The organism is Paenibacillus polymyxa M1 (assembly GCF_000237325.1).
GTDB classification, from domain to species: domain Bacteria; phylum Bacillota; class Bacilli; order Paenibacillales; family Paenibacillaceae; genus Paenibacillus; species Paenibacillus polymyxa_C.
The window spans coordinates 401,253-424,313 of record NC_017542.1 but is presented as its reverse complement, the minus strand read 5'-3'; the positions used below and the strand labels follow the sequence as shown (position 1 = coordinate 424,313).

Sequence of the window (23,061 nt, the reverse complement as noted above, 5' to 3'; positions counted from 1 at the left end):
TGTATAAAATATTCGCCACAGTCGCCTGTTCTTCTACGCCGGTTGAACAATCTTCCCAATCCATTTCGAATAAAATGCATTCCCATTCCGTCGGTCAAATTCAGCTGCCGCAGACTCTGCCAGTGGTCTGAAGTACGCAATGATCTCTTCTAACGTACGTTCCTGTTTGCCCCATTCAAAAGATGCAGGCATCCGAATCAAACGAAGTTTTCTCGAAGTATCCAGCTTTTGCAGCAGCCCTACCATCGCTGCGTAAAAATACATTTGCTCCAATCCGCTCTCATAGTCCAATGCGATGTGCAAATGACGTTCCACCACTCCGATTCCTTCAATCGGATTTGCAACCGTCAAATACTCAATATGCTCTGCTATCGTTTTCAGGAAGTCACGGTCATCACGAACCAGGCGATAGCCTTTGCGATACTGCTCCTTCGCCTGATCAACCTCGCCTTGACGATACAGCGGCAATAGCACCTGCGAGAGCGTCACATGCGGCACTTCTGCACATCTCATCCGTCCCGATAAAATCGGTTTTGCCACGGCAAGCGCCTGCTCGTCTTCTCCGGTCAAGTAATAGAATCGCACCATCTGGCTCTGCTCACAGGCTTCACAATCACTCATACTGTCTGGCTCAATTACGCGGAACATATCCAGATACCGCCGTGCTTCATCCAGTTCACCCATGTCCATCGCGATGCGGAACTTATAATAGTAATATGGTCGCTCATTATACCCGTATTCAGCATAACGTCTGCGCATATCCTCTACCAGATCCTCGATTTGAGTTTTTGATATATTCGGAAAACTGCACACCTTTCCAAGTATCCATTTATAGTTCCACAACAGCTCAACGGGGTCGTATTCCTCTGGATTTTGGTCAAATTGACCCAGCTGCCATGAAAAAGCAATCAGCGACTTCAATGGATATCCGTTAAAAATAGCACAGTCTACAATCTCTCCCCGAATTTCATAAGCGAGCTCCTTCAAACCTGAGGTATCCGCCAGGCGAACAGCCTCTTCCAGAATCGCCAGCTTTGCCGCCCCTCCGGGCATATCCTGCGCCTGCTCCATCATTTCATATATCGTCTCTTCCATTTGAATCCTCCTTTAATTACGCAATTACGTATTCTGTCCGTTCCCTAATCCCCAATTGATAAAATGCAGCACACTCCGGTTCATCAGCCCTAGCTCACTGCGGTTCATCGGATAGTGACCCATCATAAGCGCATTCACATACATCATTTCTGTTGCAGCCGTAATCATCTGTGTATCGGTAGCTTCAAAAATCCGCGCCACTACCGGGTTGCTTAAATTAAAATACAAGGTCGAATAGCCCGCGTTCTGCTGGACTCCCGCTTTTAGACTATCGAGCACATTGGAAAAAAGCGAAGTGGTCTCTTCAACTGTGTGTTCCATGGAGCGCAAGGTTAGTGCATCCTGTGAAATGGTGTAAAGCACAGGCAAGCTCGCAGGCTCAAAACGCTTCAACTCAGCACGGCAGCGCATCGGCTGCAAAGCAGCATCCATCACACGTAGCACATCGTAATACTTGGTGTGCTCTTCCTGCGTCAACCCGGTAAATGATAAAGATACATCCTCAGGGCTGAGTCGCTCTGTTTGCAGGGTAGCGTCGATCCAGTGCAGCTTATCCAAAATTTCTGAATCATAGATATATCCGCCGTTGATCACCAGCATCGATTGCGCTGCCGCCACATGCGTAATCTGGCGATACTCATCCACGGTCGCCGTGTAATGGAGCGGACGCCCGCCCGCCTCTCGGATCAGTTCACTCAGCTCGCGCCGCCCAAAAGTACTTTCGAAGGAAAACCAGCGGTGCATAATCCGCAGAAATTCATCATCCTCGACCGCGAGCGCCTTCATGGATAGCTCGTGCAAACGAATCCAGTGCTGCAAGCGGTCTGGCTCATATTCCGCCATGCGAAGCAGTTCTTCTCGAATACAGGTTCCCAATTCGGAACGAACCGCATCAAGCTGCTCATTTTCATAAAAGTATTCACGAGATGCCGTTGGTTGCAATTCGTCTGTCCAAATCAGGCTTTTAATGAAAAATGCCCATTCTGGCAATACATTTTCCGCTTTGTCGGACACGAGCATATGCTTCAGATACACCCGATGCAGCCGCTTGCTGTTCAGATTAACACTGCGAGGCAAAATGAATGCAATCCCGCCTGTTCTGCCCGATGCCGTCCGCAGCGGTATAAAATCACTGAAGCGCTCACCCATTAGGCGATAGCCTAAATCCAGCACCTCACCGCGTCGACTCCGTAATTGTTCCGGGTCCTGCATCCAGCTTGTCGATGGAAGATTGACCTGCTTAGTCTCCCCGTCTACAGACAGCAGGACAGGATATGGCAGCAAGGCTCCATAATAAAATAAGGAGTCTTTCACCTGCGCTGGCTCATAATAAAACTCGCTCCCCGGCTTACAGCGCAAATAAATTTGCGTCCCTATAGGCAGCTCAGTCTCTAATCGACGAATCGTATACGTCCCATCCGGCTTCCCTCTCCATTCCATAGAGATGCCTTCCTTCACCGAACGGGTCAGTACTACAATTTCATCGCTCACCATAAAACAAGACAGCAAGCCAATCCCAAAACGCCCGATAAATGAAGTCTCCGAGGTTAGCAAATCAGCCCCCTTCTTGGAAGACTGCCCGATGATCGACAGAAACCGGTGAATGTCTTCTTCAGACAATCCAATACCGTTATCCTGAATCATCAATACCTGCTGATCCCCGGCACCGGATAGCTCTACGATGACTTTGCCTTCATAGTCGTTACTCTCAGAAACTGTATCTTCAAGGGTATTGTCTTCTTTCAATGATCTACTTTCAGCTTCAGTCTTTCGTAGCTCCTTGCGAGCCGTGATCGCATCTGTTGCATTTTGTAGTATTTCACGTATAAACACCCGTGGACTGCTATATAAATGATTGGCCAAAATATCAATCATGCCGCCCAAATTTACTTGAAAACGATATTCGTCTGTTTGACTCATAGAGATCATTCCTTTCACGAAATGCTACAGCCATCTTTTATTTAGAATAGCTATCTTTTAAAGTATAACGTGGATTTAAGTCGGATTACACACCTTCATTTCAGATATCAATTCATTGACAACGGTATAACAGGGTCTTTTTTCACCCAGGAGTGTGGACACTGGGTCTAATTAACTTCATAAAAATGTACGAGGCACGAACACTTAGTGATTAAGGATCATCTTTGCCTAGTTAAATTTAGGAATAAATATTAATATTTATTGGAATTACCTCTTCCTTTTGAGCACTATATCGATGGAGGGACAAATGGCTCATTTTTATACAAAAACCCGCATTCCTGCTCTTGTAGTAGCCTTACAAGAGAGAATGCGGGCTTTTTAGATATAACTCAGTCCGTTCCTTTTAGAAAGAGAATTAATGAGATTTAGCAAGACGAATAACGTTCCACGAGGCTTTGCCCAAATGAGCTTTTACAATTCCGTCTTCAAGCTTGGCATTGCCACCGTTATGAGGCGTAACCTTTTCTCCAGCTGGGCTATTGGTCGCTTTGAGATCATCATGCTCCAGCACGGTATGCTCGACAATACGGTAGCCTTCGAAACTGCGTACATCCACCGTCAGCTCCAGCGATTCAGACAAGTGACGGTTCACTGCAAAGACAGTCAGCGCGTCTCCCTCTTCATCATAAACCACAGCGCTATCCAGATAAGGAATGTCTGTAAAGTCCTTGGAATCGTATTTTTCGGAATCCACTACAGGCATCAGTGATACCCCACGACCATAACGGGAAGCATGCAGATACGGATAGAAGATCGTTTGCTTCCACGCTTTTCCGTTATTCTCGGTCATGATTGGCGCAATAACGTTGACCAGTTGAGCCAGGCAAGCCATTTTTACACGGTCCGCGTGACGCAAGAACGTAATCAACATGCTGCCCACCAACAATGCATCCTCAAAGTTGTAAATATCCTCAAGCTGCGGTGGTGCCACAGACCATGGATCGATTTTTTTGTCTGCATCATTGGAGTGGTACCATACGTTCCATTCGTCAAAGCTGAGCATCATTTTTTTCTTGCTACGTTTCTTCGCTTTGATATAATCACAAGTCGAAATGACAGTATGAATAAAATGATCCATGTCCATGGAACGTGCCAGATAATTAGCCGTATCATTGTCATGGTTGCCGTAGTATTGGTGCAGGGAAATATAGTCGGCTACCTCGTACGTATGATCCAGTGTGGTTGCCTCCCATTCCGGGAACGTCGGCATCGTGGAGCTGGAGCTTCCACAGGATACAAGTTCAATGTCAGGATCAATCAGCCTCATGGCTTTTGCAGATTCTACAGCCAGACGGCCATATTCCTCCGCTGTCTTGTGCCCAATCTGCCACGGTCCGTCCATCTCATTGCCAAGACACCAGGTTTTAATCTTATGTGGCTGCTCTATACCGTGACTACGACGTAAATCACTCCAATAGGAGCCTCCTGGATGATTGCAATATTCCACCAGATTACGCGCCGCATCAATTCCACGCGTACCCAGATTTACCGCCATCATTACTTCAGAGCCAACATCCTTGGCCCATTTAAAAAATTCATTCGTTCCTACTTCATTCGGCTCCACTGTTCTCCACGCCAGCTCCAACTGTCTAGGTCTGGATGCAACAGGGCCGACACCATCCTCCCAATTGTAACCGGATACAAAATTGCCGCCCGGATAGCGTATAATAGGAACATCCAGCTCTTTTACCAGTTCTTTAACATCATTGCGGAAACCGCTTTCATCACTAGTCGAATGAGTAGGCTCATAAATACCACCATATACAGCACGCCCGAGATGCTCTACAAAAGAACCATAAATGCGTTTATCGACTTCAGCAATACGAAAAGATTTGTCTACAATCATCTTTGCTTTTACAGCTGCTGCCACCTAAACCATCCTCTCTGAATGCGAAAATAAAATTTGTTGTACCTAAAATTAACAAGCCATTTTATTAACGCTTCCAATATAACACACCGTAATTAGCATAGTCAATATTATTATTAAATACTTAATATATGTATTAACTATTTAATAATAAACGATAAGCATTTGGTTACGTATTTTTGAACACTTCATTTTATAAACAAACCTATTGAGCAAATAGCCTCTTTACTAAATAGCAATAATAGTCCGATTAAACTGCAATATTAATCTTCACACCTGCATTCTTAGCTTCGTCTTTAGCCGAATCCACATAGGCATTGATCTCTTGTTCAGTCCACACCCTACCAACCTCTATACTTGATTCTTTCTCATCCTTTGATTCATCTCGATCTATTATCGTCGCTTCCTCATTCACTGCTTTTCTAATGCACTCATTGATATTTGAGGCAATCTCCATAATTTTCCCATTAAGGCCTTCTGCCTTCTCACGCAAAGTAGTTGATCTTGAAGGGTTAGTGTTTTCCCAACCTTTAGCTTCGCTTTCTAATGTAATTTGTGCCCTTTTAGTGATTTTGGAATTCTTTAGCTGGTTGTTTGCTGATACAATACTATGCATCGTATAAGTCATGAGACTTTGCTTCTGCTCCTCTGCAGTCTTGTGCGTATATTGTTCCTTTTTATCTTCCTGGGCTTCTTTTTTACTTTCCTCATCCATTCCAAATGCTTTTTTTTGTTCTTCTATTGATTGCTTCTGAATATTCTCGTCAATTTGTTGAATCTGCTTATCTATCTTTTCCATTTCGGCTTTTACAGCTTCCGAACCGAGGCCACGTTTTAGAGCATTACTTATATAGTCCGAACGCCTCTCCATCAGATTTTGCTTCTGCTCTATCAATTGCTTAATAATCTTGTTTTGCGGCTTGCCTATACTCTTCCTTTCAGCCTGAGGGGAAAGGGGATGCCGTAGTTCAAGTCGGTTGTTATCTGTGGTATGGAACGACGATTGGTGAGATGATGTAAAAGATACATTCATCTTAAAACCTCCATTTCTTTTCTAAATAGTAATTCTAGAGGTATATCGGTTTTTTTGTATGTTTTTGTATATTTTATCATCGCTTTTCACAAATTCTTCATTCCTTTTTCACTGTTAAGCAGTCCTTTATCGTCTATCAATTTGTTATATGTAAGCAACCTCCGCTGTCTATGTCCTTCCTCGCTGACAAATATAATATTTCAGTTACGGCGATAACGACCCGCATCTACAGACTGAAAAGAAAGATTCGTGCACTATCCCATCAATATTGGCTAACTCATATAGAAAATGTCCAATGTGAAGCCCAAAAGCAGGGCCTCTCAAAGGGAAGCTCCGCTTTTTTGTTATAGTCTACTTCTCATAAGGTAAAAAACAATTCTGTTCGCAGTCTCACTATTTGCCAGAATCTTAATACACAGTTAGCGTACATCATTAATAACTAGCGCTTTCTGGAATGTATGAATTTCGTCAGAAAATAAATTATAGTAAAACCCTCTATTTTCAATTAGTTCTTGGTGGGTTCCTCCTTCTACTATCTGACCCTTTTCCATAACTAAAATTTTATCTGCATATAAAACAGAGGTATAGCGATGAGATATGTAGAGGCATAGTCTATTATCAACGAATTTTTGAAATTGTTTAAATACTTGTTTTTCCGATTCTGGATCAAGAAATGAACTAGGCTCATCTAATACATAAACGTCAGCATCTTTGAAGAGCGCTCTCGATATAGCAATCTTTTGCCACTGCCCTCCTGAAAGCTGTATCCCCCCTTCGAAGTTTCTTCCTAGCTGTTGTTCTAATTGATTAGGCAAATCTCGTATTACCGAATCTACTCCTGTATGTTGCGCCGATTCCCACATCCTGGTATCAAGTTCAAGATCCCCTATACTGCCAAAACCTATATTTTCTCTTACTGAAAAATCAAATTGGACAAAATCTTGAAATATAACACCTACTTTCTTGTAAAGCATTTCTTTATTGTAATTTCGAACCGAGATAGAATTGATTAAAATATCTCCTTCAAAGTCTTCATATAACCCCGTTAAAAGTTTTATCACTGTTGTTTTCCCTGATCCATTCCTGCCCACTAGAGCAAGAGATTCACCACGTTTCATTTTAAAACTTATATCTTTGAGAGCCAATTCTTTTTGATCTGGGTAAGCAAATGAAACATTCTTAAATTCTATGCATTCTATCGTTGAATCAGCTTGTATACCTGACTCTCTTAGCAACATTCTAGAACTGTCTTGTTTAGGTTTTATGTTAAAAAAAGCGAATAATTCATCTAGATACAGATTATGATCACACAATGAAATCAATCCTTGAGATACTGTGTTAATATTTTGATTAGCTAATAATACTGCTTGAACTAATGCATAAATGCTGCCAACGAGAAATTCTTCTTTCCATGATATTTGTATAATCATAATCAAAGCAATGGCTATAAATAATGTACTTATTACTTGAAAAGACAAATATAACGCAATACGTTTTTTGGCTAAATACTTATCCTCTTTGTAGAAAACATCAAAAATGTCCTTATATTTTGCTGTAAAGTAGTCACTAAGTTGATACAATAGGATTTCTTTAAAAGACTTCTCATTAGTCAATAAGTAATTAATATACCTGGATTTACGTTGTAAAGGAGCCCGTTTTTTCTTGGCTACATATTGAATTTGTGTGAATCTCAATAAAGAATAAAAAGATGCCAGGGGGGAAACAACAAGAATGAGTAATATCCACCATCTGAATGCTATTAAAATGGCAATACTAGAGCATAACGTAACCATGGAACTTAACAAATTAATGAGTTCTTTATAGATCTGAATAGGTCTATCTATTGAGTCGTTCTGTACTCTTTTGAGCTGATTGTGTACTTGCGGACTCAAAATCCGCAAGATTAAATGTTGATGCTTGTGATACTATTAATGTTTGTAATTTATTTATCAGTGAAATTTGGAACAATTTATCAGAGTATTCAATTAAACTTGAAATAAGCAAACTAGAAAACATCACGATAATTACAGGGAAAACTGCGCTGATTTGAAGCTTATGCCATACCGTGTTAGTCTCAAATTCAGAAACCAAATACTGTATGGAAAGAAGGTTAGCAATCGGGAGTGTTCCTTTTAGTAGATAGCCAAAAATAATGATAATAAAGTAGATAGGTTCTGTACTCCATAGTAACTTAGTTAACTTCGGCCAATATTGGAATGAATGAAATATAGCTCTTATATTCAAATGGTCTGCCTCACGTTCCATGCATTCCATCCCTTTCTTTATCTACTATTATTCGTTCTTCATGAAATCTCACTATTTTAGCTCTCAGTCACCCTGAATTGTATAGATATTTTCGGGATTTTTTTCTCTAACTTCCAAAATAATTTCATTTTTGAGGCGTTTAAAAGCATCAACTTGCTCATTGGACAAGTGGGTCAATTGTGGCAAAATGTAATCAATCCACTTACTCGCCCAATCCATTCCGAAATTAAACTCTAAAAGCTTATTTGAATAAATATTGATTTGAAGTTTATTATGATTTTGCACTATTATTTTCGGCTCGAACGATGACATGGAGTGTATTCGGGTGATTTCCAAGGTATAGTGAATCGGGTGTGTCTCCTTTTTCTTAGCCACTTGATACAGCGTTTCAAAAAGGGTGGCAAATTGCCTAGCCTGATACGAACTAATCCCCTTATACTCTACTTGTGTTTGTCCCACAGTTATTTTTTGAAACGACGATGTCTGTACATTCTCATTAAATAGCCTCTCATATCCCCATACGCCCATCAATATACTACAAGCAAGGACCGTACTAATCCAAGGGATTATAGACTTTTTGCCGCCTCCGCGCCGACTGGATAACAATGTGCCTAATCCGTAAAATAATAAACTACAGCCTAAGAGTCCAAAGAGATTTCGCCAGTTGATCATATAGGGGTTGAATATATTCACTACAGGAGATATGTAACGTAACTTTTCATTAAAAGACCAGGAAACTAAACCTATAGGAAGGTAAAAAGCAATGAGAAAAGTGAAGGCCAACCCATAATGCTTTACTACCTGCCCCAGGAAGAGACCCAACATCGATGAAAAAACACTAGAAAAAAATACAATGATAACCAAATTCCATAATGATACATCAGCGAATGATTTCCATAAAAGTCCTACCATCATGAGCAAGAGAGGAAACGAAAGAATTAAAGAAACATAAAGCTGGTAAGCGATTAGACGATAATTAGGAAAGACAGAAATATATATATACGGTTCTGTATGATTACGATTGTGTATACTCGCAATCTGTAAAGAAAAAAAAGCTACAAATAACAAGTTAACACTATAAGTTATTGCAATACCTTCATTCATTATTAAATTGAATAAAAGAACCACACTAAAGGAAACCAGCAAGGTTACTGCTTGTTCTCTTCGAAGTAAAAGCTGTAGCCAGAAACGAACTATAATTCCATTCATTCTTGTACCCTCGCCATCCATAGATGATTACTGACTTTCATCAATACCCACATAAGCAAAAATAGGAATACTCGCCCAAAAGCAAACGACTGTGTGAAGAAATTGGAAATAATCCAATCTGGATTAAACCAGATTGAAATGTAAGGCAAGTTGATAGTAATACTGATTAAAAGGTAAACGAGCATTACAATGTTCACATACAGTTGTTTACGTAAGAGCAAGTTCAATATGACAGTAATTTGAACAGAATATCCCATAGTTGCTACACCTGCTACTGTTAGATGAAGCAGTATCAAGAATGGAGCCTTACCATGAGTCGTCCATTGAACCACACAAAATATAGCTAAAGCGACAAATTGAAATAAGCAAACCACTCCCCATAATACACAACTCTTACAATAAAAATATTGGGCTCCTTTAGGCAATTTAGGCATAATAACAGAAGAGATCATTTTTTGCTTCTCGCCATCATAAAGAACAGAATACATTAACGGCATTAGTAATATGGTAAAGAACATTTGTCCATGATGCAAAAATATCCATAACGTGTTATTCTTATTTCCTGCTCCTAGATATAAAAATAAAGGAATTAAAAAACAAGAGAACGTTAGTGCTATAAAAAACACTACACTCTTTTTCATAAGCAAAACTTCAAATTGAACTAGGGCTCTGATTACTTGTCCCATTCTGCTAACTCTCCTCCGGATCGGAAATGTACAGATACGCATCCTCAAGATTAGCCGTTTCGGGTGTGACTTCTGTACAACAATCTGGAGGGTAGTTACACAATAATCGAGCCTGAACTCTTCCTTCCTTCCGCACAATGGAAGTGATTCGAGCTTGTTGGCTTAATTGTTCCAATTGACGCTTTCCAACATCAACCAACCACACTTTACCCTCGACAGTTCGAATCATATCGTCTATAGCCCCTTGGTACAGACAACGGCCTTCTTTTAAAACGAGTAGTTTGTCACATGTGCTTGAAACGTCAGGAACAATATGAGTAGATAACAATATAATCCTGTCTTCTCCATAATTTTGAAGCAAGTTTCGAAAAGCAATTCGTTCTTTGGGGTCCAGTCCAACCGTAGGCTCATCAACAATTAACAACTTAGGCTGTCCTAACATAGCTTGAGCAATTCCTAAGCGCTGCTTCATTCCCCCAGACAGCTGTTTTATTTTTTTATCAACTTGATCGATAAGTCCCACCTCAATTAATCGCTGTGATGTCTCCTCTTGAATATGATGTTTACCTTGAATACCTTTTAAAGCCGCAAAATAGTTCATGGATTCCAAAATAGTCACATTTGGAAAAAAATCAAAATACTGAGGCAAGTAACCTAGTAAAGAACGAATAGCATCAGGTTCTTTTTTCAAAGAATGTCCGAATATTTCAACTTCCCCTCGGTCGAATCTAAGTAAAGTGGCAAGAATTTTCATTAAAGTGGTCTTACCCGCTCCATTGTCTCCGAGCAGTCCGAATATACCATTATCAATGTGAAAATGAAGCTCGTTAAGTACTTGGTGAGAACCATATGACTTACTTAAAGCTTGAATATCAATTGTCAAATGAGGCATCCTCCAATAGTTGCTCTCGCTGCCGCTTAGCAGAGAACAGGTTTTTCTTGTCTTCTTTAGTTAATCGTAAATACAATTTCATACAATCCATTATTGCACTACGAGTAAAGTTACAGTATTTATCCACTGGCTCATTAATTGAACCACTAAGCACCATATTTTCTTGAGGACAACCTCCACCACATAGATTCTTAGCCCAACATTCTCCGCATACAGTTCTCTTCTCTAAACGCATCTCACTAAGCATGCCACTCTTCTTTCTTACATCCATCCCTTCCCTTACATTTCCTAAAGAGTAATCCTTTTCATTAACAAATCGTTGACAAGGATAAAGATTACCATGCACATCAACGGCAAGCATATGCGAGACCGCTCCACACCTTTTCTGTTCTGATAATATCGATTGAAATCGTGCGTCATTTGATCACCATGTAGACCTATCTGAATAGAAACATGATGATCTAATAAGAAGTTTTCAATTTCTTTGGAAATCAAGGTGCCGTTCGTTGTCATACTATATGTATTCGTTACCCTCTATACTTTTTGTGAAGTAATTATATAAATTTTGTTAACCTATTATTTTAAAATATTTTCAAATAAATATAAAAAAAGTATAGTTCACTTTGCTGAAAAAAGCCGATCGTTGTTAATGTAATGCATACCCTAATGATTCTGGAGACCGAAACTTTTATTCACCTTCGTAACACTCAATCTGAATTCTAACTTTTTCATATTTCCGTTCCCCATATATAAACAAAATCCTGATGCAACTTCTCTAAGAATGAATATGAGCTGACCAGGAATTTTTTTTATACACAAAAAACGGAGGACTTCTTTTGCTCAAACTAGGAAGTCCTCCGTTTTTGTGTTTTTATCAATTCACCTATTATCCCCCTACTTAATCCCCGAAATCGTATAATTCTCGATAATATACTTTTGGAAAATAATGAAGATAATCATGATCGGAACGACCATGAAGGTCGAGCCCGCCATTTGCAGAGCAAATTGACTTTCGTTCTGTCCCTTGAGCAGTGACAGACCGACGGACAAGGTGTACAGCTTTTCATCGTTCGCAATAATGAGCGGCCATAAGAAGCTGTTCCAGCCACCGATGAAGGTCAGGATGGCCTGTACCGCGATAATCGGCGTCGAAATGGGTAGCACGATTTGTAAAAAAGTGCGGAACTCACCTGCTCCATCAAGACGGGTCGCCTCCAGCAGTTCTTCTGGGATATCGGACATGAACTGCCGGAAGAGGAAGATCGCAAACGCGCCCACCAATCCAGGAAGGACAATCCCCAGCATAGAGTTGGTCAACCCCATCTGGTTCAGAATCAAATAGACGGGAATCATCGTCACTTGACCTGGAATCATCATGGTTGCCAGCACCAAATAGAACAGGAAGCCCTTGCCCTTAAACTGGAATTTAGCAAAACCATAACCCGCCATGGCGTTAAGGAATAATCCGAAGAAGGAAGCTAGGACAATGATCAGCGTATTCGTCAGATAGGTTCCAAACGCCATGCTATCGAATAGGATTTTAAAATTATCCAGTGTAAAATGCTCCGGCCAGATGGTTGGAGGAATTTTGGTTACCTCGCCCTCTGTCTTAAAGGAGGATAAAATCATCCACGCAAAAGGCAGCACCATCAACAGACCTCCCACAGTCAGGAGAATCGCCACGAACCATTGAAATGTTTTTTCACCACTGCGCGTATTGGCGCGGGCTTGCTGAACAGCTGTTTTCACGTTCATCACCTCTCTCTATCAGGACTCCGCTTTATTTTGCAAACGGAACTGAATCAGCGTTACCGCGATGATCGCAAAGAACAGAATGAACGATCCCGCCGCGGCATACCCGAATTTACTAAATTGGAAGCCGTTATTGTAAATGAACAAGGATGCCGTTAGCGTGCCGTCCAGCGGTTTCCCTTTGGTCATGACAAAAGGTTCCTCGAAAAATTGCAGCCAGCCGATCATCGTTGTGATGGACACGAAGAAAATAGCGTAACGAAGCTGCGGAAGCGTAATATAACGAATTTGCTGCCATGTATTGGCCCCGTCAAGCTGTGCCGCTTCATAATAAGAGCCCGGAATCCCTTTAATAGCCGCAATAAAAATAATCATGTTTAAGCCGATGCCCCGCCAAACCGCTAACACAATCAGCGAAATTTTCGCTACTGTTGGATCGGTCAGCCATGGGACGGGACCTAAATTCATCAGACCAAGTACGTAGTTGAATAATCCAAGCGTCGGATTATACAGATAGCTCCAAACGACTGCGACCGCAACTACATTCGTTACGGACGGCAGATAGAACACGACGCGGAATATTTTGAAAGCACGTGATTTACCCATGTTAATCAGGATCGCGATGCTGAGCGAAAATATCAGCACCAACGGAACACCAATGATGACAAAGAACAACGTATTACCAATGGACTTCAAAAAGGAAGGGTCCAAAAGCACGTTCGTGTAATTTTCCAATCCTATAAAGCGAATACTTTCATAATTAACGAGTCCGGACAGATCCATATCCGTGAAGCTGATCACGAGCGCCAGTAGTATCGGCAACAACGAAAACAGCGTTAACAGGATGATGGAGGGACCGATAAACAAGTATGGCGCAAGCTTCTGCGAGCTTCCTTTCATGCCTTCACTCCCTTTGACAATGACGGATATGGATCATTATTTTTTCATTATACTTGCAGCCTGCTGATTAAAGTCATCCATTTCCTTCTGTACATCGGCATGACCGCGGTAAATACGTTCGAAGCTCTTGATGAATTGTTGAGAAACCTCTTCCCATGCGGCCAGTTGCGGCAATGCTGCGGAATGATCCAACTGTTTGCGAATCGTCCGAAGCATCGGATCACTCTTCAGTTTGGCATCTTCCCACGATTTAGTAGTCGCAGGCAAGTTACTGGACAGATCCATCCATTTCAGCTGTGTTTCTGGTTTGCTCATGTAAGCCAGGAATTTGGCCGACTCCTCTGGGTGCTTGCTGAATTTCATAATTGAAAGGTTGGCTCCACCCAAAACGGACAGGTTGTTTACTTTGCCAGGAAGCTCCGCTATATTCCACTTACCTTCCAATTCTGGTGCCTTGCTCTTGATTTCTTTAATCATGAAAGGACCGCTGATAAACATTGGAACGATACCCTCGCCTTGCAAACCTTGAACGGAATCAATTCCAATATCCACTGCGTTAGAGCCATTTTGGAAAAAGGTATTCACATACTTCACAGCATCTACAAACGGTGGTTGGTTGAACAGCGGATTGCCCTGCTCGTCAACCAATTTGGAACCGTTCTGGAGAGCAAACATAAAGCCCATGGACTGCTCCTTTGCACTAAAGGAGATACCATATTTGCCTTTACCCCGAGCCGCTAGCTTTTGAGCAGCATCGGAAAGTTCCTCCCACGTTTTAGGTGCTTCATTATATCCGACTTGTTTCAGTAGGTCCGAACGATAGAATAAGACTCTCGTTTCAGTGTACCAAGGTACAGCGACTGGCTTACCTTCAAATTGGGCCGTACCCACAGCGCCCTCGAAGAAATTTTTCGCTTCAAGCTCAGGGTATTTGCTGATATAAGGTGTGATGTCTGTTAGTGCACCCGCAGACGCAAGTTCGGGAACCCATGATGTACCTAACTGAACCACGTCCGGCCCGGATTTTGAAGCAACTGCTGTCAGCAGCTTATCGTGAGCGTTATCCCAAGGCAACGCCTGTACATCAACGTGAATATCCGGATTTTCTTTCTCAAAATCTTTTACAATTTCAGGCAGCAGCTTTCCTTCCGCTCCCATGCCCCACATGGTGATGGTCGTCTTGCCATTTGCATCTTTGCCTGACGAATCATCCTTGGATGAACAGCCTGCCAACGCCCCCCCCAGTAATAAGGTGCTTGCCAAAATGATCCCCAATGTTCTTTTCATCATACGAATTCCTCCCGAGATGATCTGTTTACCGATCATGCAATATAATAACGGATTCAAATACATGAGTTTTGCAAAATTCTGATACATGCAAATACATAGCAGTTAAAGCATACCGTTATAACAATTATGTTTAAAGCCTAAGGACCATACTCATCAATAGAAACGTTTCGATAGTCATTATAGAACAAATTGAAACCGTATTCAATAGGGATATTATTTTTTGTTTACTTAGAATCGCATCTTTTTTTCATTTATTTTATCTTTATTACGCTACTCATCCTATAAAAAGACCTCCGTTTTGCATTTGACTCTCCATTTGAAAGCGTATATAATCCAACTGAGTTCAACAATAGAAACGTTTCGATTAATAATACAACAGAATATTATGCTTCTATACTAGCTATTAGCCTGTTCAGCACTTTTTTGAATCAACTTATCCAAAAAATCTCATGAATTTGAAAAAGAGAGCTGTTCTACCAACCATACAGCTTATGGAGGATTATGATGGAACAACACCTGAATTCCTATCTACAAAACATGACGCTTGAAGAAAAAGTTGACCAACTGCTACAGCTTGTGGGTGGCTTTTTTGAAGAAGCGGGTACAGAGGGCCAAATTACGGGTCCTATGGCTTCTCTCGGCATTACCGAGCAAACGGTTCACAATGTTGGTTCCGTGCTCGGCCTTGCAGGAGCTCAGGAAGCGATTCGTGTTCAGCAGGCTCATTTGAGTAAAAATCGTCTGGGTATTCCGCTTTTAATTATGGCAGATATTGTACACGGCTTCAAAACGATTTTCCCGATCCCGCTGGCTATTGGTTGCTCATGGGATATGGAACTTGCAGAAGAGAGCGCTACTATCGCTGCCCGGGAAGCAGCCGTATCTGGTGTTCACGTCACATTCGCTCCTATGGTCGATCTGGTACGTGACCCCCGCTGGGGTCGTGTAATGGAATCCACTGGGGAAGACCCTTATCTCAACAGTCAATTTGCCCGTGCGTTTGTGCGCGGATTTCAGGGTAAAGATCTGACGAATGATACCGAGCGGGTAGCCGCATGCGTGAAGCACTTTGCTGCCTATGGAGCCGGTGAAGGCGGACGAGATTACAATACCGTAGATGTATCCGCATGGCAGCTGCGAGAGTATTATCTCCCCTCCTACAAAGCTGCTTTAGATGAAGGCTGCGAAATGGTGATGACGTCCTTCAATACCGTAGAAGGCGTAGCGGCATCGGGCAATAAGCGCCTGATGCGTGATCTGCTTCGTGATGAATGGGGATTTGACGGTGTACTCATTTCGGATTGGGCCGCGATCAAAGAGCTTATTCCTCATGGCATCGCCGAAGATGAGCGGGAGGCAGCAAAGAAAGCATTACTGGCAGGCGTAGATATTGAAATGATGACCTCCTGCTATAATGGACACCTGCCTGAGCTGATTCGCAGCGGACAGCTGGATGAAGCACTCGTTGATGAAGCAGTGATGCGTATATTGAAGCTCAAGCAAAAGCTGGGCTTGTTCGAGAATCCGCTACGCGGCGCAGACCCTGAGCGTGAACGTGAAGTTGTGTTCTGCGAAGCCCATCGTGCGGTTGCCAAAGAACTAGCCATTAAATCATGCGTGCTGCTCAAAAATGATTCCGTGCTTCCATTGAATCGCAATCAACGTATTGCATTGATCGGACCTTTTGCAGAGAGCGGCGATATTTTGGGTTCTTGGTCGTGGAGCGGTTCACAAGAGGAAGCCATTCGTGTTGTCGACGGGTTCCATTCGAAAATATCCTCCTCGCTGCTCACCGTAGCGGCAGGATGCTCTGTAGACGACATAACAGAGGAGCAATATGCAGAAGCTCTGCATGCTGCCAGTCAAGCAGAGGTCATCGTATTAGCGCTTGGTGAGCGCTCGGATATGAGTGGTGAAGCAGGCAGCCGTTCGAATATTCGCCTGCCACAGGCCCAATTGGAATTGGTGAAGCGCCTGAAGACACTGAATAAGCCAATGGTAGCCGTACTGTTTAATGGTCGTCCATTGGATCTGCACGGTGTCATCGAAGAAGCAGACGCTGTACTGGAAGCCTGGTTCCCTGGTGGCGAAGGCGGCGCAGCAATTGCCGATTTGTTATACGGTGATGCCGAACCTACGGGTCGTCTGACGATGTCCTTCCCGCAATCGGTCGGGCAGGTGCCTGTGTATTACAATCATTTTAATACAGGACGTCCACAGTTAGATCCGAACACGACAGAACGCTATGTGTCCCAGTATCTAGATATACCGAACGAACCTTTATTCCCGTTCGGCTATGGCCTGAGCTACACCGATGTAGCCTATGACAGCTTACAGCTTTCCGGCGATACCCTTATTCCCGGTCAAGAACTGACTGTTAGAGTACAGGTAACGAACACAGGAACACGTCCAGTCGAGGAAACGGTTCAGTTCTATGTCCGTGATATCAGCGGTGATACGGTTCGTCCAATGAAAGAACTGAAAGATTTCTGCAAAGTCCTGCTTGCCCCAGGCGAAAGCCAGGAAGTGGAATTTACAGTGACCGAGCCTCAGCTGCGCTATCATCATGCAGATTTGAGCTTCGACAGTGACAGCGGTGAATTTGCCGTCTTTACAGGACCTAACAGCCGAGATACTACAGAAGGCCGTTTTCGGTTAGTAAAAGAAACAGGAAAGTGAGGCGTTCCCTTTGATGAATACAAGTCTAGATCAAAATATTTTGCTGCGAGCCGGAGACCTGTCTTTTACCTTCTTAAGCAGCGGTGATGTGTACAAGATCGCTCACGGCTCAACGATGATCAACCAGCTGTTGACCAATTCAGTCGATGGTTCCTTGAATAATCTGTACCTGAGACTGTATCGTCCTTCTGGCGTAAGCATCACTCCACTGCTTGGAGTTCGTTCGCCCGGCGTAATCAGACAAACGGATCAGCAGATTATTTGGGAAGGCTTCACCGCCGGTGTAGGCTATCAGGTGACCTTCACACTAAGCCGCCTGGGAGTATGGTTCTGGGATGTAACCCTACAGGGCGATGACGTTGAAGCAGATATTGTGTACGGTCAGGATATCGGTATTGCCGATACCGCTGCTGTGCGCAGTAATGAAGCTTATTTGTCTCAATATATTGACCATACTGTCTATCATGATGAACAAAGAGGCTATACCGTTTGCTCACGTCAGAATCAGCCGCAAAGCCAGGCATTCCCTTACATTCAACAAGGCTCGTTAACTCGTACTGTCGGATACTCGACTGACGGATTTCAGTTCTTTGGACTTTCTTACAAGGAAACGAATGAGCCGGAAGCACTGCGCCGCGACTCGCTCGCCAATGAAGTGTATCAATACGAATTCGCTTATACAGCGCTGCAATCTGAGCGGGTAAAACTCGCCGGGGAAGCACGCTTTACGTTTTACGGTCTGTTCCAGCCGAGCCATCCGGCTGCAGTGACGAAGCTGGAGTATCAGGACCTGGTAACCAAAGCACGCGATGAAGTAGTTGGCGTTCTAGCGGACGCTTCCGCGACCATCATACCAGCGCGCATCGCAAGTGACTTCCAGGCAGAACGTGTAGCTACAGCGCAAACCATCGGTGAACCGCTGCGCACGCTGGACTTGACCGATGCCGAAGTGGATCAGCTTTTCCCGAAACGCCAGGAAGAAGAACGGGATGGCGATGAACTACTTTCCTTTTTTACGGATAGCTATGAGCATGTTGTACTCAAATCCAAAGAGCTTCGTGTAGAGCGTCCTCACGGGCACATTTTAATGGGTGGGCATTACTCTGGAGGTAAGGAAGAAACCATTACAACCACCTCCTATATGTACGGGGTATTCAATTCCCAACTCGTGATCGGTAATACCAATTTCAACAAAATGATCACCAACGTGCGTAATGCGCTCAACATTCCCAAGACATCCGGTCAACGTATCTACGTCGGAATTCAAGGAAAATACCGCCTGCTCACCATGCCCTCCCTGTTCGAGATTGGCTTTAATTATGTGCGCTGGTATTACAAAACGGCTGACGATACATTCATTATTACAAATCATACGAATGCCGATAGCCCAGAAGTGCGACTTCACATGCGTTCGGCAAGTGGTAAAGCTTACCCATTTCTGATCACTCAGCAAATGTGTATGCATGTGAACGAATATGAGCTTCCGTTTCATATGGAACGCGAAGGTGACGACCTGCTCTTTAGAGCTGATTCCGCCTCCCTAAGCGCCGAGGCTTATCCGGACCTTTTGTACCGCATGCACGTAGCAGGCGCTTCGTTACAGCAGGTGAGTGATGCTCAAGCACTGCTACAGGGTGGAGCCTCTCCTGATGCGTCACTGGTCGTTTTGGAACTGGGCGACAGCAGCGAATGGACCTGCACTGTACAGGGCTGGCTGCATGGCCGTTCGACCGGGAAGGACCGAGCACATAAAGAGCTTCACGCCTCCTTTGAAGATGAGCGTGAGCGCTACCGGGAATATTTTGCCGAGCTTATGAATGGCTTCCATCTGACGCTTGGCCAACAGGAAACCAGCGAGCTATTCCGTGTGAACGCAGTGGCTTGGTGGTACACCCACAATATGCTCGTCCACTACTCTGTGCCTCACGGTCTGGAGCAATACGGCGGAGCAGCCTGGGGAACACGCGATGTATGTCAGGGGCCTGTGGAATATTTTTCGGCGGTGCAAAAGTTTGATGAGGTTCGTTCCATTTTGTTAACTGTATTCAGCCATCAGTATGAAGACAGCGGAAACTGGCCGCAATGGTTTATGTTTGACAACTATACTCACGTGCAGCAAGAAGAAAGCCATGGGGATATTATCGTTTGGCCACTCAAGGTACTGGGCGATTATTTGACCGCTACCCGTGATTACAGTATTCTGGGAGAAAATGTGCCTTACACTCATCGGCATACTTTCGATTATACCAAGCAGACTGCGACCCTTATGGAACATGCCCTGAAGGAAATCGAATATATTCGGGAAAATTTCCTGCATGACACGTACTTATCGGCTTATGGCGATGGCGATTGGGACGACACGCTCCAGCCAGCCAATGCGCAGCTGAAGCAATACATGGCGAGCAGCTGGACGGTTGCCCTCACCTACCAAGTGGTTCGTAACTTTGCTGCTGCGTTGGAGCAAGCTCCTGCAGATGTAGTAAGCGAAGCTGATAAGATCGCACAAGATCTACATCAGATGGCGAACGGCATCCGTAAAGACTTCAATCGCTACATGCTGGAGAGTGGAATTATTCCAGGCTTCGTATATATGGAAGAGCCCGGTCAACCCAAGCTGATGCTCCATCCGTCCGACACCGAGACGGGAATCCACTACCGCTTGCTGCCGATGACACGCAGCATGATTAGCCAGTTGCTCACGCCTGAGCAAGCATTGGCTCACGAGCAGCTCATCCGCGAGCAGTTTCTCTGCCCGGATGGTGTGCGTCTGATGAACCGCCCTGCACAATATGACGGCGGTGTGAGTTCGCACTTCAAGCGCGCAGAGCAAGCGGCCAACTTCGGACGTGAAGTCGGGCTGCAATATGTGCATGCTCATATCCGCTTTGTGGAAGCTATGGCCAAATTAGGACGCAAGGATGACGCTTGGCATAGCCTGAAGCTCATCAATCCGGTCGGCATCCGTGCGACCGTACCGAATGCCGAATGGCGCCAAAGCAACGCGTATTTCAGCAGCTCGGACGGTAAATTTAACACCCGCTATGAAGCACAGGAACGTTTTGGTGAACTGCGGGAAGGAGCCGTGCCCGTCAAGGGTGGCTGGAGAATCTATTCCAGCGGTCCGGGAATCTACATGAATCAGCTCATATCGAATGTCCTTGGTATTCGTCAGTCAGGCGAGGACCTAATCCTGGACCCTGTGCTGCCAGACGATCTCGACGGATTGGAATTTAAATTTTCCTTTGCAGGGAAGCCAATCACCTTCGTCTACCGCATGCTGCAAGAGCATACGAGCGGTGAGCAAGGCCGTACAGTATTGAACGGTGCCCCTCTGGAAAGCGAGCCAGCCGATGATAATCGCTACCGTTCCGGTGCCCTGCGCATCAAACGCGAGACTTTCGAGCAGGCGTTAGCAGAACATGATGGTGTACACTGCCTGGAGATTATTTTATAAAATCGAATGATGCATAAGCGAAATCTGGTATAGGCAACAAAGGGATGGCGATCTTGCGGGATCGCCCTTTGCTGCTTGCATGTAGAACTACGACATTTGGAATAGATATGTGGTTAATAATGAATATACAATAGCAGATATAAGACGGACACAAGGAGGTGACGCTGTGGTCAGCATTAAAGATATCGCCAAACAGGCGGGCGTTTCCATATCTACCGTTTCATATGCTTTGAACGGTAGCGATAAGGTAACAGAAGAGACTTGCGCACGTATTTTGGCCATTGCCAAAGAGCTTAACTATGTGCCAAATGCCGCCGCACGGAATCTCAAAAAAAGGCAAACCAAAATTATTGGCGTATTCCTGACTGATTTTCGCGGAGATGTTTATGGAGATTTGCTGTACGGCATCAAGGAAATTTTGAACCGCAAGGGCTATGACCTCATTGTATGCAGCGGAAAGCAATCACATCGAATGCTGCCAGAACGCATGATTGACGGAGCCATTGTACTGGATCAGACGTTTGATAGTCAGGAGCTGCTGAACTACGCCGAGCGGGGACATAAAATTGTCGTATTGGACCGTGAACTGAATCATCCTAACATTAACCAGGTGCTGCTGGATAACAAAGCAGGTGCCGCGCTTGCAATAGAGCATCTATTGGAATTGGGACACCGCAAGTTATATGTTGTGACCGGACCCGAAGGTTCTTATGATTCCTGGCAGCGGATGCAGGCGGTCAAGCAAACCATTGAGCGTAGCGGCGTCGCCGAGATGATTGAAATAGGCGGCAATTTCGAGAAATCGGGCGGCGAGCAGGCGGCTGAAATCATTTTACAGCAGCAAGCTGACCCGGATTCGAAGCCTGTAGCCGTATTTTGTCTCAATGATGAAATGGCCGTAGGCTTTTACAATCGAATGGCTCAGTCAGAGCTTACCATTGGCAAGGATGTTCATATCGTCGGCTTTGATAATATCGAGCTGGCGCAATATATTCAGCCCCGGCTGACAACGATTGACTATTCCAAACGAAAATGGGGCGCTGTAGCCGCCGAACAGGTTCTCAAAATTATTGCCGGGGAAGACGTGGAACATGAACGGTTATACGTTACGCTTGTTCAAAGAGAATCGGCAGGCGCAGCATTCATCACCCAAGACCAACAGAATCTCTGATGAACAGCAAAAGAGGTGCCCCACCCACCCACTCCAAAAAAAGAACTTCCACTGTCCCAAAAATGGGTTGGAAGTTCTTTTAGCTATACTTATTTAACCTAACAAAACCTTAATTAAATTCGCCAGCGACCGTAGGGGGTTTCCAATCGTTCGCCCTGTCTCCAGCTCCACCTGCAAAGCAGCATCAACCATGGATAACTGTGCGACAGCCAGCTCTCTGCTTGGATCAGCATTCCTCAATTCATGCAATGAACGAATCAGCAATTCCTCATACTCATCTTTACGTCCCTGCATAATCAGTTCAAAAGCGCTCTCCACCACCTTGACCTCTATCAGTGAAGAGAGTTCCGGCTTGCCTAATAGAGTGGCCGTATGATAAAGACGCTTCATCGTGCCCTCTACAGTAGCTGGATTCGTGAATACCAAGGTTCGTGGCAGCAAATCATCGCACATTTCATGAAAAAAGGGTTCATCCAGTGCGACTATTGGTGTAGACATGGCCCCTTGAGCCTTCTCCGCCAAAGCAATATAATTCGTGCACGTTATCAAAATAACGTCTAGATCGCTTTGAGACATCCAACTCAATTGCTCTTCTACCTTGCGACTGGCATCATCCGCAGAAAAATGAGGGTCCGACGAGACCCGGCGCATAAGTCCCGGTTCCACAAAATGTACCAGTTCCACCTCATAAGAAGCAAAAGCCCGTTCCACATAAGCTATATTCGAGTGATGCGCATGCAGGCAACCCACACGTTCCTTCAAACCTTCCATCCCCCTGATCTATGTTT

17 protein-coding genes are annotated in these 23,061 nt (G+C 44.0%); 3 read left to right on the top strand and 14 right to left on the bottom strand.

Annotated elements, in window-relative coordinates:
* Positions 1-33: 33 nt before the first annotated feature.
* The 13 genes from PPM_RS01805 to PPM_RS01750 form a co-directional block, all read right to left on the bottom strand.
* A complete protein-coding gene (locus tag PPM_RS01805) occupies positions 34-1,095 on the bottom strand; it encodes a hypothetical protein (protein WP_013368997.1) in 1,062 nt (353 codons plus the stop codon).
* A gap of 24 nt (positions 1,096-1,119) precedes the next feature.
* On the bottom strand, positions 1,120-3,015 hold the full coding sequence (locus tag PPM_RS01800) for an HSP90 family protein (RefSeq protein WP_013368996.1): 1,896 nt from the start codon (positions 3,013-3,015) through the stop codon (positions 1,120-1,122).
* A 415-nt stretch (positions 3,016-3,430) separates the two neighbouring features.
* Positions 3,431-4,945 carry an alpha-N-arabinofuranosidase gene (locus tag PPM_RS01795; protein WP_013368995.1) on the bottom strand — a complete coding sequence of 505 codons (1,515 nt, stop codon included), beginning with the start codon at positions 4,943-4,945 and terminating at the stop codon, positions 3,431-3,433.
* Between the two features lie 247 nt (positions 4,946-5,192).
* Positions 5,193-5,975: a hypothetical protein gene (locus tag PPM_RS01790; RefSeq protein WP_013368994.1), complete on the bottom strand. Its 783-nt coding sequence runs from the start codon at positions 5,973-5,975 to the stop codon at positions 5,193-5,195.
* 419 nt (positions 5,976-6,394) lie between these two features.
* On the bottom strand, positions 6,395-7,588 hold the full coding sequence (locus PPM_RS29815; protein WP_228392883.1) for an ABC transporter ATP-binding protein: 1,194 nt from the start codon (positions 7,586-7,588) through the stop codon (positions 6,395-6,397).
* A gap of 223 nt (positions 7,589-7,811) precedes the next feature.
* The gene (locus tag PPM_RS29810) at positions 7,812-8,240 is read right to left on the bottom strand and encodes a hypothetical protein (RefSeq protein ID WP_228392882.1); all 429 of its coding nucleotides are present in this window, start codon (positions 8,238-8,240) and stop codon (positions 7,812-7,814) included.
* Between the two features lie 63 nt (positions 8,241-8,303).
* Positions 8,304-9,449 (bottom strand): hypothetical protein, encoded by a 1,146-nt coding sequence (locus PPM_RS01780; protein WP_013368992.1) that lies wholly within the window; start codon positions 9,447-9,449, stop codon positions 8,304-8,306.
* Positions 9,446-10,135, bottom strand: a complete 690-nt coding sequence (locus PPM_RS01775) for an ABC transporter permease (RefSeq protein ID WP_013368991.1) — start codon at positions 10,133-10,135, stop codon at positions 9,446-9,448. The genes PPM_RS01780 and PPM_RS01775 overlap by 4 nt, the downstream gene beginning before the upstream one ends.
* A 4-nt stretch (positions 10,136-10,139) precedes the next feature.
* A complete protein-coding gene (locus PPM_RS01770) occupies positions 10,140-11,027 on the bottom strand; it encodes an ABC transporter ATP-binding protein (protein WP_043885855.1) in 888 nt (295 codons plus the stop codon).
* Positions 11,008-11,388, bottom strand: a complete 381-nt coding sequence (locus PPM_RS01765) for an SPASM domain-containing protein (protein WP_051507720.1) — start codon at positions 11,386-11,388, stop codon at positions 11,008-11,010. The genes PPM_RS01770 and PPM_RS01765 overlap by 20 nt, the downstream gene beginning before the upstream one ends.
* Positions 11,389-11,921: 533 nt before the next feature.
* Positions 11,922-12,776: a carbohydrate ABC transporter permease gene (locus PPM_RS01760; RefSeq protein WP_013368987.1), complete on the bottom strand. Its 855-nt coding sequence runs from the start codon at positions 12,774-12,776 to the stop codon at positions 11,922-11,924.
* Between the two features lie 18 nt (positions 12,777-12,794).
* Positions 12,795-13,679, bottom strand: coding sequence for a carbohydrate ABC transporter permease (locus PPM_RS01755; protein WP_013368986.1), 885 nt, complete (start codon positions 13,677-13,679; stop codon positions 12,795-12,797).
* A gap of 36 nt (positions 13,680-13,715) precedes the next feature.
* Positions 13,716-14,969 carry an extracellular solute-binding protein gene (locus PPM_RS01750; protein ID WP_014599401.1) on the bottom strand — a complete coding sequence of 418 codons (1,254 nt, stop codon included), beginning with the start codon at positions 14,967-14,969 and terminating at the stop codon, positions 13,716-13,718.
* A gap of 504 nt (positions 14,970-15,473) precedes the next feature.
* On the opposite strand from PPM_RS01750, the gene PPM_RS01745 reads away from it, so the two are divergent.
* The 3 genes from PPM_RS01745 to PPM_RS01735 all read left to right on the top strand — a co-directional run bounded on the left by PPM_RS01745 (position 15,474) and on the right by PPM_RS01735 (position 22,273).
* Positions 15,474-17,648 carry a glycoside hydrolase family 3 N-terminal domain-containing protein gene (locus PPM_RS01745; RefSeq protein WP_013368984.1) on the top strand — a complete coding sequence of 725 codons (2,175 nt, stop codon included), beginning with the start codon at positions 15,474-15,476 and terminating at the stop codon, positions 17,646-17,648.
* Positions 17,649-17,661: 13 nt separating this feature from the next.
* Complete coding sequence (locus tag PPM_RS01740) at positions 17,662-21,102, top strand: GH36-type glycosyl hydrolase domain-containing protein (RefSeq protein WP_013368983.1); 3,441 nt, start codon at positions 17,662-17,664, stop codon at positions 21,100-21,102.
* Positions 21,103-21,268: 166 nt separating this feature from the next.
* Positions 21,269-22,273, top strand: coding sequence for a LacI family DNA-binding transcriptional regulator (locus PPM_RS01735; protein WP_013368982.1), 1,005 nt, complete (start codon positions 21,269-21,271; stop codon positions 22,271-22,273).
* A gap of 93 nt (positions 22,274-22,366) precedes the next feature.
* Here PPM_RS01735 and PPM_RS01730 read toward each other — a convergent pair whose 3' ends face one another.
* A complete protein-coding gene (locus PPM_RS01730) occupies positions 22,367-23,044 on the bottom strand; it encodes a hypothetical protein (RefSeq protein WP_040102345.1) in 678 nt (225 codons plus the stop codon).
* Positions 23,045-23,061 lie beyond the last annotated feature (17 nt).

Bases quoted from the DNA above. Each gene is read 5' to 3' on its own strand.
- PPM_RS01805 (WP_013368997.1), bottom strand. From the start codon at position 1,095: ATGGAAGAGACGATATATGAAATGATGGAGCAGGCGCAGGATATGCCC.
- PPM_RS01800 (WP_013368996.1), bottom strand. From the start codon at position 3,015: ATGAGTCAAACAGACGAATATCGTTTTCAAGTAAATTTGGGCGGCATG.
- PPM_RS01790 (WP_013368994.1), bottom strand. From the start codon at position 5,975: ATGAATGTATCTTTTACATCATCTCACCAATCGTCGTTCCATACCACA.
- PPM_RS29810 (WP_228392882.1), bottom strand. From the start codon at position 8,240: ATGGAACGTGAGGCAGACCATTTGAATATAAGAGCTATATTTCATTCA.
- PPM_RS01780 (WP_013368992.1), bottom strand. From the start codon at position 9,449: ATGAATGGAATTATAGTTCGTTTCTGGCTACAGCTTTTACTTCGAAGA.
- PPM_RS01775 (WP_013368991.1), bottom strand. From the start codon at position 10,135: ATGGGACAAGTAATCAGAGCCCTAGTTCAATTTGAAGTTTTGCTTATG.
- PPM_RS01770 (WP_043885855.1), bottom strand. From the start codon at position 11,027: ATGCCTCATTTGACAATTGATATTCAAGCTTTAAGTAAGTCATATGGT.
- PPM_RS01765 (WP_051507720.1), bottom strand. From the start codon at position 11,388: ATGCTTGCCGTTGATGTGCATGGTAATCTTTATCCTTGTCAACGATTT.
- PPM_RS01755 (WP_013368986.1), bottom strand. From the start codon at position 13,679: ATGAAAGGAAGCTCGCAGAAGCTTGCGCCATACTTGTTTATCGGTCCC.
- PPM_RS01750 (WP_014599401.1), bottom strand. From the start codon at position 14,969: ATGATGAAAAGAACATTGGGGATCATTTTGGCAAGCACCTTATTACTG.
- PPM_RS01745 (WP_013368984.1), top strand. From the start codon at position 15,474: ATGGAACAACACCTGAATTCCTATCTACAAAACATGACGCTTGAAGAA.
- PPM_RS01740 (WP_013368983.1), top strand. From the start codon at position 17,662: ATGAATACAAGTCTAGATCAAAATATTTTGCTGCGAGCCGGAGACCTG.
- PPM_RS01730 (WP_040102345.1), bottom strand. From the start codon at position 23,044: ATGGAAGGTTTGAAGGAACGTGTGGGTTGCCTGCATGCGCATCACTCG.